Here is a 14,707-nt window from a genome sequence, read left to right on the forward strand (position 1 = left end):
AATTTTAAAATGTTCAACACCATTAACCAGACCCGATACCACTTCTTTAACGGTGTCACTGTTAATAAAAACCTGTCTGGAATATAAACAAGGAGACAAGGCCATGTTAAGCATTGAATTTTTCCGTCGTTTGCTAGCACTTGCGCAACGCCTGCTCCGCAGGTACCGCACACGTAAACAACTACTAACATTGTGTGAACACGAACTAAAAGATATTGGTATCAGCCGTTCAGATGCCCTGTTAGAAGCAACCAAACCGTTCTGGAGAGCCTGATCATGGAAAAGATTCTAGCTCAGCAGCCAGCCAGTCACAGAAGTACACCCAAGACTGCACAGCAACATCAAACAAAGGGGATGTTGTTAGGGCTGGTCGGGGTCACGGCGTTTGGCCTGACCCTGCCAGCAACAAAGATTGCAGTAGCAGAACTGGACCCAATCTTTATCGGTGTTGGCCGCTCTGCGGTTGCTGGGATTATTGCCGCCGTCTTACTGTGGGCCAGCGCCAGCAAACGCCCCAATACTGCGCAACTGTTACAGCTGTCACTGGTTGCAATCGGGGTCGTGTTAGGATTCCCACTAATGTCAGCCCTTGGCATGCAAACTTTGCCAGCATCTCATGGAGGGGTAATGCTGGCAATTCTGCCGCTATTGACAGCCGCAATTGCCACCTATATCACAGGTGAGAAGAACAGTCGGCTGTTCTGGATCTGCAGTTTGCTGGCAGGTCTGCTAGTGATTGCCTACGCTGCACGCAACGGTCTTGACAGTTGGAAACCCGGAGATTGGTGGTTATCAGGAGCTGTGATTCTTGCCGCCTGGGGATATGCTGTCGGTGGACAATTATCTAAACAGCTGGGTGGATGGCAGGTCATCTGCTGGGCTCTGGTTCTGACACTACCGATAACGATTCCAGTTTCATTGTGGTTACGACCTTCAGCGCTTGAAAACATCAGTGTGCTGAGCTGGAGCAGCTTTCTGTATCTATGCCTGATCAGCCAATTACTCGGTTTCTTTGCCTGGAATCGTGGACTGGCTTTAGGTGGCGTTACCCGTGTCAGTCAAGTGCAGCTGATTCAGCCATTCATCACTCTTCTCGCTTCCAGCTGGTTGCTTGGCGAAATTCTGGAAAAGTCCACGCTACTCTGCGCAGCACTGGTCGTTGGATTAGTTTTTGTCGGTTACCGCAAACGCTGATTCCACATATGAATCCAATGTTTCAACAAATTAAACATGTCAAAGGGGCGATTTACGGCGATAGCAACGTCCCCGGCCTGACAGCAACCCTATCACCAAGGATCAATCATGAGTTCATTACGTTATTACACACTGGATGTATTCACAGACACCGCTTTTGGCGGCAACCCCCTGGCTGTATTTGTTGATGCTGAAGGCCTCGACAGTCAACTAATGCAGCAGTTAGCCAAAGAGCTGAACCTGTCGGAAACCGTGTTTATAGGCCAATCCACAGCTCCTAATCGGTATGCAGTCAGGATATTCACTCCAGCTGAAGAAATTCCATTTGCAGGTCACCCAACCGTTGGAACAGCCTTGCTGCTGTTTAAACTGGGGATGCTGACGGAACAGGAAAAAGACTCGAACTCTATAGAGCTGATCTTGGAGGAAGGCGTTGGTGACATTGCTGTTACGATCCAAAAACCTTCAAGTCTGCGAAAGGAACCGGTTGCTCGGTTTCGAACAGCACAGCTACCAGAAAGCCAGCCCTCCTCATTGACTCAGCAAACGGCCGCCCAAATACTCAGTGTCCAGCCTGCACAAATTGTCAGCCAGCCTTTTATTGCCTCCTGTGGTTTACCCTTCCATATGATAGAGCTTGAAAACCTTGCCGCAGTATCTGCTGCTGATCTTGATAGCGCTGCACTCAAGCAGCATCTTGGTAACGACACCCTGCAGGATATTTATCTATTTTGTCGTGAAGGCCGTAAAGCTGATATTCATGCGCGCATGTTTGCACCGATGCACGGGATTTCGGAAGATCCGGCGACGGGGAGTGCCGCTTCAGCTTTGGTTGGCATCATCGCCAGAAACTTACCCGGTCAAGGTGTACAAAAACTCAGTATTGAACAGGGAGTCGAAATGGGCCGCCCCAGTTACATTCACACGGATGTGCTCTACGAAAACTCAGACATAAAAGCCGTCTATGTGGCGGGCCAGGCCGTACTTGTTAGCGAAGGAACTTTTCTTGTACAGCTGCAATCTGACTAATTCTGAATATAGAGTAACTGTCAGAACAGGCATACATTATAGCGCTGGAAGTTTAGCTTCGATATCAATTACCTTCCAGGCTGAACCCATTGTCCACACTGATGGTTGCGATCACAGCTAAATCGCTGCACTATCTTCTTATCGTTTATCACGAGAAGATCGTAATCATCAATTTAAAGGATAGGACATGGCAAACGGAGTATTTCATCCTTGGCAATCCAAGTTGGCAGCCATATCGTTGTTATCGGCACTAAGCATGCCGCTAATGGCGCTTGATCTTTACCAAGAAGCCCTGGATTACAAGAACGGTGGTGAGAGCCAGGCTGCAATAATACAGCTGAAAAACCTGTTGCAGGATACACCAGAACATCAACAAGGCCGCACGCTACTGGGAAAGCTTCTCTATGACGAAAAAGATTTTTCCGCAGCGGAAAAAGAACTGGCCCGTGCCATAGAGTTAGGTGCTGACTCCGATGAACTGGTTCCCCTGTTAGTCCAAAGCCAGTTGGCACAACGTAAACTGGATCAAGCTTTGGTTCTGCTTGAACAGCAGTGGAGTGAGACACTCAAACCCGCTCTTCGCTGGTCATTAATTGGCAGCATAAAGCTAGCTAAAGGTAAATTCAGTGATGCTGAGCAGGCTTTCTATCAATCCCTGCAAATTGCCGACACACCAAGATCAACGCTGGGGCTGGCACTGGTCGCCAGAGCCCGTCAGGCACCGGAAGAAGCACTCGGAATACTTGAGCCCATCATAGACAATCCCGAAGTGGGTCAGGACGCAAAGCAACTTAAAGTCGGTATGTTGCTTGATCTCAACAGAGCAGATGAAGCACTCCCAATTCTCAATAAAATTATCGAGGAAAAGCCAGAGTTTAAAGCCCTTAAACTGAGCCGGGCCCGAGCCTATCTGATGCTGAAAGAGCACGAAAAGGCAAGAGAGGATCTTAACGATATACCGGAACAATATCGGGGAATTCCGCTATATCTACTTTCAACGGCAATGATTGCAATGCATGAGGGTGATTTTAAAACCGCCCACCGAAGTGCAGAAGCTATTCTACAGCAGCTACCTAACCACCCCAGAGCCCTGTTGTTAGCCGGTAGCGCGCTTTACATGGATAAAGAATATCAAAATGCCGAAAAGCAATTATTGGAGTTCGTCAAACTGGTTCCTGGCAACCTCAACGGTTTAAGACTGTTGGCAGCCTCTCAACAGGCCTTGAGAAAACCTGACGCAGCTCTGCAGACGCTTCAGCCAGTGCTGCAGCTGGCTGACCCGGATGCCCGATCAATGGCCATTGCCGGCCACTCTTATTTATCATTGGGTGAATGGGATAAGGGAGAAGAGCTTTTATCTCGTGCTCTGGAGAAAAATCCAAACCTCTCCTCACTTCGCAAACAGCTGATTCGAAGCCAGATAATGGGGGGGAGATCAGACTCTGCGCTGGAAGCGATAAGGGATACGGAAGAAGGTGATTTTCAGAATGATTCCTTGAGAGTTGTTGCTCTGCTTCAGCAGAAAGATTTTGCCAGCGCTCATTCGTTCCTGGAACAGCGCATTAAATCCAATCCTGACCAACCCATTTACTTTTTACTTCAGGGGATGGTGAATCTTCGACAAGGTGATCCTGACAAAGCCAGGGCAAGCTACCAACAGGCCATTGAGGTAAAACCGGGATATGCAATGGCACACATGGCGCTGGGACGTATTGAGCTTAGCCAAAACCGGATGGATAAAGCACGTGAGAACTTTCAGCAGATATTAACTAACGATGAAAATCATCTCGCAGCATTAATGGGCATGGCCTTTGTTGCAGACAAACAGAACGATGATAAAGAACTGCTGTCCTGGCTAAATAAAGCCAAACTTCGTAAGCCGGACGCCATACAGCCGATCAGTACCCTGGCTCGTTTTTATACTCAACAAGGAGAGATAGGAAAAGCTAAGAATGAAGCCTACAGTTTCTACTTAAGCCACAAACAAAACCCGGATGCCGCTGCCCTGTATGCCACCACCTTAAAGGCTACACGAGAACTCGTCAAAGCCGAACAGATAGCCAGCTCGTTGGCTAAAACCTATCCTAACAACTCCAGTTATCTACGCCTGTACGCCGAAACATTGCGAGACCAGAACAAACAGGCAGAAGCGCTTGAAGTATCCAAACAGATAATCGAACGCGCCCCTGATCAAGCTGCAAATTTAATGTTACATGCGGACTTGTTGTTCAGAAACCGACAATTAGAAGAAGCCTTGAGCCAGGCTGAAAAACTATGGGAGGTTGTAAAAAACCCTGTTACTGCAAGACTTCTCGGATACATTCATCTGAATCTGAAACAGCACGATGATGCGGTTAAGTTTCTTGAAATGGCGACAGAAGGTGGCGGAGATCCGCAAACTATATCAATTCTGGCCAGCGCTTATCAGCTGCAAGGGAATTCTGAAAAAGCCATTAAACTCTTATCGGACAGGCTACAGAAGTACCCTGATGAGTTTGGCGTACGATTTAAGCTAGCGACAATTTACCAGAGCCTGAATCAGGCTCCTGAAGCCATCCAGCAATATGAAAAATTACTGACAATGCAACCGGAAAATCCAGTGCCCTGGAATAACCTTGCCTGGCTCTATCAGGAACAGAAAGACGACAGAAGCATTGAACATGCCCGAGAAGCACTTCGATTGGCACCGGATCGAGCAGATATCAAAGACACTCTTGGCTGGATTTTATTGCAATATGGTGAAATTGATGAAGCAGTGAACTTGTTAAAAGAAGCCTCCTTCGCAGCCCCCAAGAGTGATGAAATTCGCTTCCACTTGGCCAAAGCTCTCGTCGAAGGGAAGCAGCTCTCGGAAGCTAAGCAAATACTGAATAAGCTGATTGCTGGCAACAGTCCGTTTAAAGAGCAGGCCAAAACCCTGCTGAGTGAAACCAACTAACTTCAACATCCCCATGTAACCTCCTCCTCTGCCGTTGGAATTCCGCCGATGGTTCTGTACAGCAGAGAGAGGAGGTTCAGCAAACCTCCAGATACATATCCGGCAGCCACAACTGCAAAAACAAGCACCTGATTTCAACAGGATTTTTTTCAATTGAATTGCGCTCACCCTTCCCGCTTCCGGGTTTTTGGCTACTCATCAGGCCCCCTTCATCCCGATATAATGCCCTTGGTCAAAACGCCCATTAAAGCCGCCCACAGGATTCCAGAATATTCCGGCCTGCCATTTCACTCACCCTCAACACCCTTGTCACCCTTAAACAGTTGAACAACCTGCGTTTGATGCAGCGCACCAGTATATTAAGCTGCTTTTAAAAATAAAACCAAAGTATACATCTGAATATTTAGCAAATACGCAAAATATTTCTTATGATTTTTAGATAGTATGGAAAATATACAAACACAGCGATTCACAGGAGAATAACAATGCTCATCGGTGTACCTAAAGAGATTAAAAACCACGAATATCGTATCGGAATGACGCCTGCGGGTGTGCGAGAGCTGGTTGGCCATGGCCATCAGGTCATGATTCAAAAGAATGGCGGTACGGCTATTGGCCTGACTGATGAAATGTACCAGGCTGCTGGTGCAGAGATTGTTGAAACTCCTGAAGAAATTTTTGCTCGTGCAGAAATGATCGTTAAGGTCAAAGAACCTCAGCCGAATGAGTGTCAGATGCTTCGTCCTGACCAGCTGTTGTTCACTTACCTGCACCTGGCTCCAGATCCTAAGCAGACTGAATTGCTGGTTGAGTCCAAAGCAATTGCTATTGCTTACGAGACTGTTACTGACAACAAGGGAGCTTTGCCTCTGCTCGCCCCAATGAGTGAAGTTGCAGGACGTATGTCTATTCAGGCTGGCGCCCACGCATTGGAAAAAGCTCAAGGAGGAAACGGTACTTTGCTGGGTGGCGTACCTGGTGTTGCTCCTGCTAACGTTGTGGTCATCGGCGGTGGTGTTGTTGGTGTCAATGCAGCGCGTATGGCATTAGGCATGGGCGCAAACGTTACGATTCTTGACCGTTCACTGGATCGCCTGAAAGAGCTGGACAATCTATATGGTCCAGGCCTGAAGACTCTTTACTCAACATTTGATGCTCTGGAAGAGTGTGTCATTAATGCTGATCTGGTTATTGGTGCCGTATTGATCCCTGGTGCCGCAGCGCCTAAGCTGGTTACCCGCGAGATGCTGGGCAAGATGAAGCCAGGTGCAGTTCTGGTTGATGTTGCTATCGACCAGGGCGGTTGTTTCGAAACCTCCAAGGCAACAACTCACCAAGAACCAACCTACGAAGTCGATGGTGTCATTCACTATTGTGTAGCCAACATGCCTGGCGGCGTCGCGCGTACTTCTACTTTCGCCTTAACCAATGCCACACTGCCGTATGCTATTCAGCTGGCAAACAAAGGCTACAAGCAGGCACTAAAAGATAATGCTCACCTGCGTAACGGTCTCAACGTTCACAAAGGTCAGGTTACCTATGAAGCAGTTGCCACTGTTCTAGGTTATGACTACACACCTGCAGAAGAAGTATTGGCCAACTAAGTCCAATACGGATTCCAAAAAGGGCGCCATCAGGTGCCCTTTTTTGTGCTTAAATAAACGGCTTTCGCTAGCCTAATCAACTTTTCTGCTTTCACTAATCATTAATTTCAATTCTTCTATTTGGCGGGAAAGATCCTCAATTGTTGGCTTCCCCTCAGCAGCTTCTTTCTCCTCTCTCTCTTTGGCGTGCTCATCTTCCAACACGCTGACCACGATACCAATCACCATATTGAGAAACGCAAAGGCCGTGAGGAAAATAAAGCTTAGATAATAGATCCAGCTAAATGGATAAACAGCCATGGTTTCATACATGACGTCGGTCCAGTCTTCAAAGGTCATCACCCGAAAAAGAGTCAGCATTGAAATAGTAATATCTCTCCAAAGCTCAGGATTTATGGCTCCAAAAATGGTACTGCCGATTGCTGCATAGATATAAAAGATAATAAACATCAGCAGCACTACATAGCCTAACTGTGGCAAAGCCTTGAGTAACGAATTCAGTAATACTCTGAGTTCAGGAACGATCGAGATCATTCGCAGTACTCTGAAAATTCGCACCAGGCGACCAACAAAAGCCATTTCACTGTCTTCTATCGGTATCAGGCTAATGATCACGATCAGGCTGTCGAAAATGTTCCAGCCCTTGGTAAAAAAACGCTTCTTTTCTTCGTCAGCAATAAATCTTATACAAATTTCAAATAAGAAAATAAGCGTAACAACCCAATCCAGTATACGAATGATCGATAGATAATGATCAGGTACCCGGTAAGTTTTAGCGCCAATCAATAGTGCCGAGATAATGATTATTGCCACAACAAAAAGCTCAAACAGCTTGTTGTTGCGAAGGGAAAGAGAGAAGTTTTGCAGGGATTGAAAGTTCATGATGCCGCTTTTCATAACATAAAGTTAATAACAGAAAATAGCTGCGGGTCTGAGACGATTACGATTAACGCGATTAGCCCCAGCAACCAAAGCGTCGCTATTTTGTCACAGCCACTCAAATGTTATCAACACAACAGCGCCGGACAACTCATCAATCCGCTAAAAACCTGAGCCAGGATAGCTAATAGAAATCGTAAGAGAATGCATCCGGGCTCGGATCACCCTTATCGACGGTCAACGGTATTCGTCATCTTGCAGAACTAATGGCAGTCGAATACGAATATGCACTCCTTCACCCGGAGAACTGCGACATTCTATATCTCCACCGGGGCAGCGAGTCACCAGGTTATAGACGATATTCATACCTAACCCGCTACCGCCCTTCCCTCTTTTAGTGGTGACGAAGGGCTCATAAATCCGCAATAGAACATCTGGCTCGATACCACAGCCATTATCATGGTAGTCCAACAGAAGATAGTTACTATCACTTCTGACTTTCAGATCAACACGACCGGATTGAATCCCGTCAAAACCATGAATCAGGGAATTCATCACCAGATTACTGATAATCTGGGCAAAAGCGCCGGGATAAAGCGTCACTTCAATGGAGTATGGGCAATCCAAGACCAGCTCGTGGTTCGTGTGTTTAAACTTGGGTTTCAAACTCTGCAATACTTTTTCAAGATAATCCTTCACATCAAATGAGCGCAGCTCTACGTGAGATTGATCAACAGAGACCTCTTTAAAGTTCTCGATAAGCTCTACTGCCCGATGCAAATTAGTCATCAAGATCTCAGCAGACTCATTATTATGGTCAAGAAAATATTCCAGATCGGAGCGAGTCATCTTCTGCTTCTGATAGAGACTGGATAGCCCTTCAACAGTTTCCTGCAAAGAACTTGCAGCCGTCAACGCGTTTCCCAGCGGGGTGTTAACTTCATGGGCGATCCCTCCGACCAAGTCCCCCAGTGCGGCCATTTTTTCACTTTGAACCAACTGGGCCTGGGCGCTTTTCAATGACGCCAGCGACTCGCTCAATTCCTGAGTGCGATCAAATACCCGATGCTCCAGATCAGCATTCAGTTGCTGAACCACTTCTTCCGCCTTTTTTCGCTCAGTGATATCTGTGGAAATACCACAGGTGGCATAACACTGACCTTTCGCATCGAAGAGCGGAAACTTCAGTGATATATAAGTATGGAGTCCATCATCCTGAGGGGCAGCCTCTTCTATTTCTACTGTTTTTTGCTGTCTCAGGGCATACATATCATTCGCTCTGAACTTTTCTGCAACTTCGGCTGAAAACAACTCAAAATCGGTGTGACCGAGCACTTGATCAGTAGATACATGAAATAGCTCTAACCAGCGCCGATTGACCATCAGGTACCGCCCATTAAGATCCTTCATATAGATCACTGCCGTCGTATTATCCAACAACGCCTGCAGCCGCCCCTCACTTTGGCGAAGAGCACGCTCCTTACGCTCCAGAGATCGCATTAGCCGGTAAATAAGCAAGGCAAACAGTATCAAAGCTATGATAATTGCGGCCTGCCGCCAGAGACCGGTTTTACTCTTTTCATTTAGAAACTGCTCGACCTGCCTGACATCCGCCATCATTTTCTGGTGAATGGAGCTGGCACCAACTTCCACCTGACTCCTGGGTAAAGAAAGATAGACCCCCCAGGAAAGAAACCCCTCGCCAAATTTTAATGGCTGCAAAACCCTTAGGGTGTCTTCATCCAACTCCCGAAACGGCACCCCTGCAATGATTTTCTGCACCAATTCATGGTCACTGTGAATACTGACATCGGTCGCATCCTTACTATTTTTATCGCTGACAGATTTGGCAACGACAGAGCCGGCATCACTTAAAACGGTCAGCTGCCCGTCCTCAGGCAGAATTTCCGACGCCAGGTGGTCGACTAACTGCTGTAACATTTGTACTGGCAGATCTACTCCGGCTACACCAAGAAAGCGCTGATCGACAAGAATTGGTATTACAACCGAGATCACAAGTACATCCTTCTCGTTCAGTTGCCGAGACCAGGGAGCTAGAACGATGGGACTGAGTGTCTTCTTCACTCGCTGATAAAAATCTCCAGGGCCAATAACACCAGGATCAAGCAGCGCTCTCTTAGAAAGAGGGACCCTGTAATTACGCGTGGGAATCAGTTCAATGCTGCCCAATTCATCTCGATACCAGTAGGGTACAAACCGTCCTGTATCATCGTGGCCCGGTGCATTAGCATAAGCCAGATCCAACATATCGAACGCATCCGGTTCCCAGATACTGTATGCCGCCAAAAAGTCCGAATTACTTTTCAGTAGTATCTTCAAAATACTGTTAACAGAATCCCGCCCAACGTCTACAGCAACATCCGCCTGGCGCATACCGGAAAGTACTTTAGCTAGCGTCGATGCGACGCTGATGGCTCGCTCCACCTTTCCCTGAGCCTGCAATGCAGTGGTTTTCGCTACTTCAGTCAACTGTTCCTGCGCTACCAAAAGAGATTGCTCACGCATCATATGAGACACTTCATCTGCTACTTGAGTAGCAGAGTCCACCGCTAAATGGCGAGTCTGTTCAATTGTCTGGAAGGAAAATACAACCAGCAGCAGGGTAAATAAGGGTAAAGCAACCAATAGCAGCGGATACCAACGGAACGAAGGCGATATACGGACATGTCTGGTCATAATCGGGCCCGGTCATCGTCAGAACAACTCATAGTCAACCGTTAAGAGTGCTGCTTAGGCACTGCTCAGGAGTCATCAGCCTTTTTCCACCAACGACGCGGCTCCACGTCAAGCTCATTGACATTGGCTGGCAACTCCCTGGCAATTTTGTAAAGTTCGCTGTAGATGTCAATCCCTCCAGCCATCCTGTTCAGCCTGTCGCGCCAGGCCTGCCAGGGCTCCGGATTAGATAGCGGAGATGCCAGCTCCCGGGCATAGGCCATTTCCGCGTCACCCCAGATCACATTACGGATCCCATGCTGGTGATAATAGGAACCAGGTAAAGGAGGGTTGCTGATCCCGGTCACACTAAGCAATTTGGCTTCACTGGTTTTGTGGATATTTATCTGGGTCAGATAAGCAGATTCCATCACCGCTTCCTGCAAGCTTGCAGACAGGCTCAAGTAACTGTCATAGTTCATTGAGGTCATGGCGTTACCTGCCATAAAGCGGCTCTGGACATCCTGACTGATCACAGGCCCCCAACTGCCGTAGGGCACCGCGCTGGACCAGGTTTCAGCGCCGTCGATAGCCCCCGTTCTCAAGGCATGGAGTGTATCACTCCAGGGAACAGGTACAGGCTGCATACCCAGCAGTTTCATGGCAATCCGGCCTAATTGGGTTCCAGTTACCCGAACCCGTGCCTCTTTGAGCCCATCGACAGAAGTAATATCGGGCTTATCTTTGTGTTTAAGCCCCATCATAAAACCACGCAATTCAGCATGAGAAAATAACATCTGCAGATGATGATACTTCCGCAGAGGTGCTCGCAACAGTTCCTCGCTGCGAGGGTGATAAAAGAAATAATATAACGATGCTCTGGAGGGCCAAAGAAAAGCAAAGTCGAAAATATTAAAATAAGGAGCTTCAGCAGAAGCATTCTGAGTTGAAGCTGAAAAAAAATCTACTTCACCGTGAACCGCCATTCGAGTACAGGCACGCTCCTGACAAAGTTGATTTCCGCCAAAATACTCAACCCGGATTTCTCCATCAGTTCTCTCTTCCAGATCAGCCACAAAAGGAAGCGAGCCATTCGGAATAATCGCCAAACCCGGTCGGGAGAAATGAGCAGCTCCAAAGCGCAATGAATGACGCGCAGTTTTACTAAAACGCTTCTTGTAAACAGAGCCTGCCGTGGCTGTCAGTGCTTCATTCGTCGCCGGGTATCCCCGTTTTGGTAACACGGCCGCAGCCATGGCAACCGTCATTAAACCATAGCGTCCCACTAACGCTGTAAATTCCCTTCGTGAGAAATCACCCGGGATAGTAGAGTTCATACGCACCTCCAAAACCACGCCCTACCCTGCACAATTAAGCTTTCGAACCACACTATGGAATTGAAGAGAGTAGGGAATCGGCACTAACTCCATTGTGCACTCAGCGAGTTCTTCGGGACTTTCAGAACAATCCGTTCTCTGTGCTAACGGTTTTTCGGACCGCTAACCAGATGCCTGCCGGCCTCCTTTCACTCTGAACCCCAGCCCTCCCCGGAACCCAAGAGACGGATTCACAAACTCATCAGTTAAGGTTAGTTCAAGATATCTTTCTCAACCAACTGTGATTGATCCTGTTGTTGCTTAAATGATCCTTTTAAGAATCCACACGCCAGAAATTGACAGAATTGCGAACCCGACTAGGCTGAAGGAAGATTTACATAGGATTATTCTGAGAAATACTCTGGACTCCAAGGTGGAATGGATGGATGTGGTAGAAGGCCGATCGTCTGAGCAACAGGAAAATTCAGCTAGCCCTGGTTTCGATAAAAATCAGGATAATTCTACAAAGATGGATGTTACAGCCCCTCTGCCAACCCAGTTCCCTGTTTACAAACAACTACCCTTTAAACTTATATCCCCCTTACTGGTGTTGTTGATCCTCAGCCTGTTTTCTGCTGCATGGTTATCTTTTATCGAGCATCAGCATAACCAAGGAAAGCTCATATCCAGTAAAGCCAGTGGCATCATCGAAACGATCTCGGCACTCATTAACACGCCAAAATTCGATAGCAATCTGAACAAACTGGTTACCGAATTGTCTCTGTCTGAAGAAATTGATTTTATCCTGATCGTTAGCGGAAACCCCGCTAAGGTTCAATACTCCAGCCAACAGTATTTAGCAGGCGTGCCAATTACAGAGATCAGCAACAGGCTTATCCCTGAAACACTGAGGTCCTTGCTAAGCCAGCAAACAATCAGCCCTTTAAGACAACTGGACGGTGGTCAACTGTTTATTGCAACTCTTACAGAAAAGGCCGATAAAAGTGATTCTGCTGTAGTTTTAAGTTTTAATCCAAAGAGTACATCTGGCGAAATAACCGACATCGCAACCCTTTCCACTTTAATGGTACTGATGTTATTTCTGACTGCGGTGGTCATTCTTTATATCCAGGCTACTCGTTTATTGAAAACGCCTATCCAGGCATTACAGGATCGCCTGACCAACAAAAAACCAGTAGATACCAGTCCCATTCAAGATAATGAGTTAGGTATTCTTATCCAGCAGTACGAAAAATCAGTTAGCAATAGTCTGCTATCCGAGCACCATCACGAACAAGTGCTCAGTAAGCTTAAGGAAGAGCTTGTTCTGGCTGAAAAGCATGGAGAACAGGCCGTTCATATGAACTCAATTCTCAAGCAGAGAAACAAGGAACTCCTTCAGAAGCAACAAATACTGGAAACAAAAGATGAAGCCAGGGAGCAATTTATCAGCGGAAAAACGCGCGATGTCTGCTCTCATCTCAGTAATATTCTGAAATCCACCTACCGCCTAAAAGAGCAATCATTTCCCCCCGAACAACAGGAGCTGATAGCGCAAATATGTAACGAAGGAAATTCCATATATTCTAAAATTCATGACATCAGTAATTTTTCTAAAACAGACGCTGGAATAATAGCCAGTGAAAACAATAGCAAGCCAGCTGCGGATAACGAAAATACGGGGCACGACACCGATACCGGCAAACCGATAAAAGTCCTGCTGGTTGAGGACTACCCGGTCAACCAAACGGTTGCACAATGCATGCTGCAAAAACTGAACTGTAATGTTGAATTAGCCGAAAATGGCCAGCAAGCGCTTGATTGTGTTCAGGCACAGGAGTATGACCTGGTATTAATGGATTGCCAGATGCCTGTAATGGACGGATACGAAGCATCTCAGCAAATAAGAGCATTAGGAAATAAAATAAAGCAACCTCCTATTGTCGCAGCGACCGCCCACGCACTGGTCGGTGATCGCCAGCGATGCCTTGATACGGGTATGGATGACTTTATTTCTAAACCCATTCAACTGGAAGAGCTTTCCCGAATAGTTAAGCAATGGGGATCGGCCAGAACCAAACCTTCCATCCGTACCTCCCAGTCTTCTACAGCAGATAGCAAAGAACATAGCCCGCATAAACTTCATGCAGTTGAGGCTTCTCATGCAATTGAGGCTTCGCGAAAAGAACAGGAACCTGAAGAAACAACCAGTAAAAACACTCAAGACAACACCGAAACAGAACAAATCTTTGATAAAACAGCGCTTAGTGGCCGCTTGAATAACGATAAACCGTTAATGGAAGCGGTGTTACAGGTCTATATCAGAGATAGTGGTAAATTATTGGAGCAGCTATCTTTGGCAAGCTCGGAGAAAAACGAAAATACAGTTTCAGAACTTTCCCACCGGCTCAAAGGATCTTCAGCCAATGTCGGCGCTAACGCTTTGTGCAGTCTAAGCGCCGATCTCTATCAGGCATCAAAGATCCCTGATTGGCCACGAGTAGTCGACTTACTGGCCGAATCCCAAGATACATTTGAAGAATTTAAACGAGTCAGCAAAGAAAATGCCTGAACATCTGAGATAAGACATTTTTCTCTGCTGTCGTTCACCAGCTCTTTAGCAAATGCTACTCATTACTCGGCTGGAGGCGCATACATTGCAAAGACTTCAGCACCGGTCATGTTCTTTGTATCGTTGGAAAAACAGTAATTGGATGGTTTTTGATCAATAAATACTTGATGATCTAATTGGAACTGTTCGTCATCAGCAAACAGACCGGCAGGCAATATGTATTCCTGAGATTCCAGCAACCGGTAAAACAAATGAGTTCCGCATTGTTTACAAAAACCCCGTTGTGCCCACTCTGATGAGTTGAAAACGGAGATATTATCTTCACCTCCAAAGGTCACATCAGTCCCACACTCAACAGCCAAAAAGGGGCCACCACCCCATTTTCTGCAAGTATCACAGTGGCATGCCCCCATATTTTTGCTGATATCCCCTACTGTGAAACTAACCGCACCGCACAGGCAATTTCCATGCCCTTTAACTGTCTCCGACATCATTCTCT

The 14,707-nt window shown here is 46.9% G+C and carries 10 protein-coding genes; 6 read left to right on the forward strand and 4 right to left on the reverse strand.

Features of this window, described 5'->3' with window-relative positions; genetic code table 11:
• Positions 1-103 precede the first annotated feature (103 nt).
• The 5 genes from BGP75_RS12910 to ald all read left to right on the forward strand — a co-directional run bounded on the left by BGP75_RS12910 (position 104) and on the right by ald (position 6,765).
• Complete coding sequence (locus tag BGP75_RS12910) at positions 104-274, forward strand: DUF1127 domain-containing protein (RefSeq protein WP_076719030.1); 171 nt, start codon at positions 104-106, stop codon at positions 272-274.
• Positions 275-276: 2 nt separating this feature from the next.
• Positions 277-1,194 (forward strand): DMT family transporter, encoded by a 918-nt coding sequence (locus BGP75_RS12915; RefSeq protein WP_083704793.1) that lies wholly within the window; start codon positions 277-279, stop codon positions 1,192-1,194.
• 108 nt (positions 1,195-1,302) lie between these two features.
• Complete coding sequence (locus tag BGP75_RS12920) at positions 1,303-2,223, forward strand: PhzF family phenazine biosynthesis protein (protein WP_076719031.1); 921 nt, start codon at positions 1,303-1,305, stop codon at positions 2,221-2,223.
• 187 nt (positions 2,224-2,410) lie between these two features.
• Entirely contained in the window at positions 2,411-5,161 is a 2,751-nt protein-coding gene (gene prsT / locus BGP75_RS12925) for an XrtA/PEP-CTERM system TPR-repeat protein PrsT (protein WP_076719033.1), read from the forward strand.
• A 485-nt stretch (positions 5,162-5,646) separates the two neighbouring features.
• Positions 5,647-6,765, forward strand: coding sequence for an alanine dehydrogenase (gene ald, locus BGP75_RS12930; protein WP_076719035.1), 1,119 nt, complete (start codon positions 5,647-5,649; stop codon positions 6,763-6,765).
• Between the two features lie 72 nt (positions 6,766-6,837).
• On the opposite strand, the gene BGP75_RS12935 is transcribed toward ald, so the two are convergent.
• The 3 genes from BGP75_RS12935 to BGP75_RS12945 form a co-directional block, all read right to left on the reverse strand.
• The gene (locus BGP75_RS12935) at positions 6,838-7,647 is read right to left on the reverse strand and encodes an ion transporter (RefSeq protein ID WP_076719038.1); all 810 of its coding nucleotides are present in this window, start codon (positions 7,645-7,647) and stop codon (positions 6,838-6,840) included.
• A 234-nt stretch (positions 7,648-7,881) separates the two neighbouring features.
• Positions 7,882-10,341: an ATP-binding protein gene (locus tag BGP75_RS12940; RefSeq protein ID WP_076719041.1), complete on the reverse strand. Its 2,460-nt coding sequence runs from the start codon at positions 10,339-10,341 to the stop codon at positions 7,882-7,884.
• Positions 10,342-10,406: 65 nt separating this feature from the next.
• Entirely contained in the window at positions 10,407-11,657 is a 1,251-nt protein-coding gene (locus BGP75_RS12945; RefSeq protein ID WP_076719044.1) for a TRAP transporter substrate-binding protein, read from the reverse strand.
• 421 nt (positions 11,658-12,078) lie between these two features.
• Here BGP75_RS12945 and BGP75_RS12950 point away from each other — a divergent pair, with 421 nt between their 5' ends.
• Positions 12,079-14,208: a response regulator gene (locus BGP75_RS12950; RefSeq protein WP_076719046.1), complete on the forward strand. Its 2,130-nt coding sequence runs from the start codon at positions 12,079-12,081 to the stop codon at positions 14,206-14,208.
• A 62-nt stretch (positions 14,209-14,270) separates the two neighbouring features.
• Here the strand turns inward: BGP75_RS12950 and BGP75_RS12955 are convergent, their stop codons facing one another.
• On the reverse strand, positions 14,271-14,702 hold the full coding sequence (locus BGP75_RS12955; protein WP_369832125.1) for a GFA family protein: 432 nt from the start codon (positions 14,700-14,702) through the stop codon (positions 14,271-14,273).
• Positions 14,703-14,707 lie beyond the last annotated feature (5 nt).

The organism is Motiliproteus sp. MSK22-1, from assembly GCF_001968815.1.
GTDB lineage: Bacteria > Pseudomonadota > Gammaproteobacteria > Pseudomonadales > Balneatricaceae > Motiliproteus.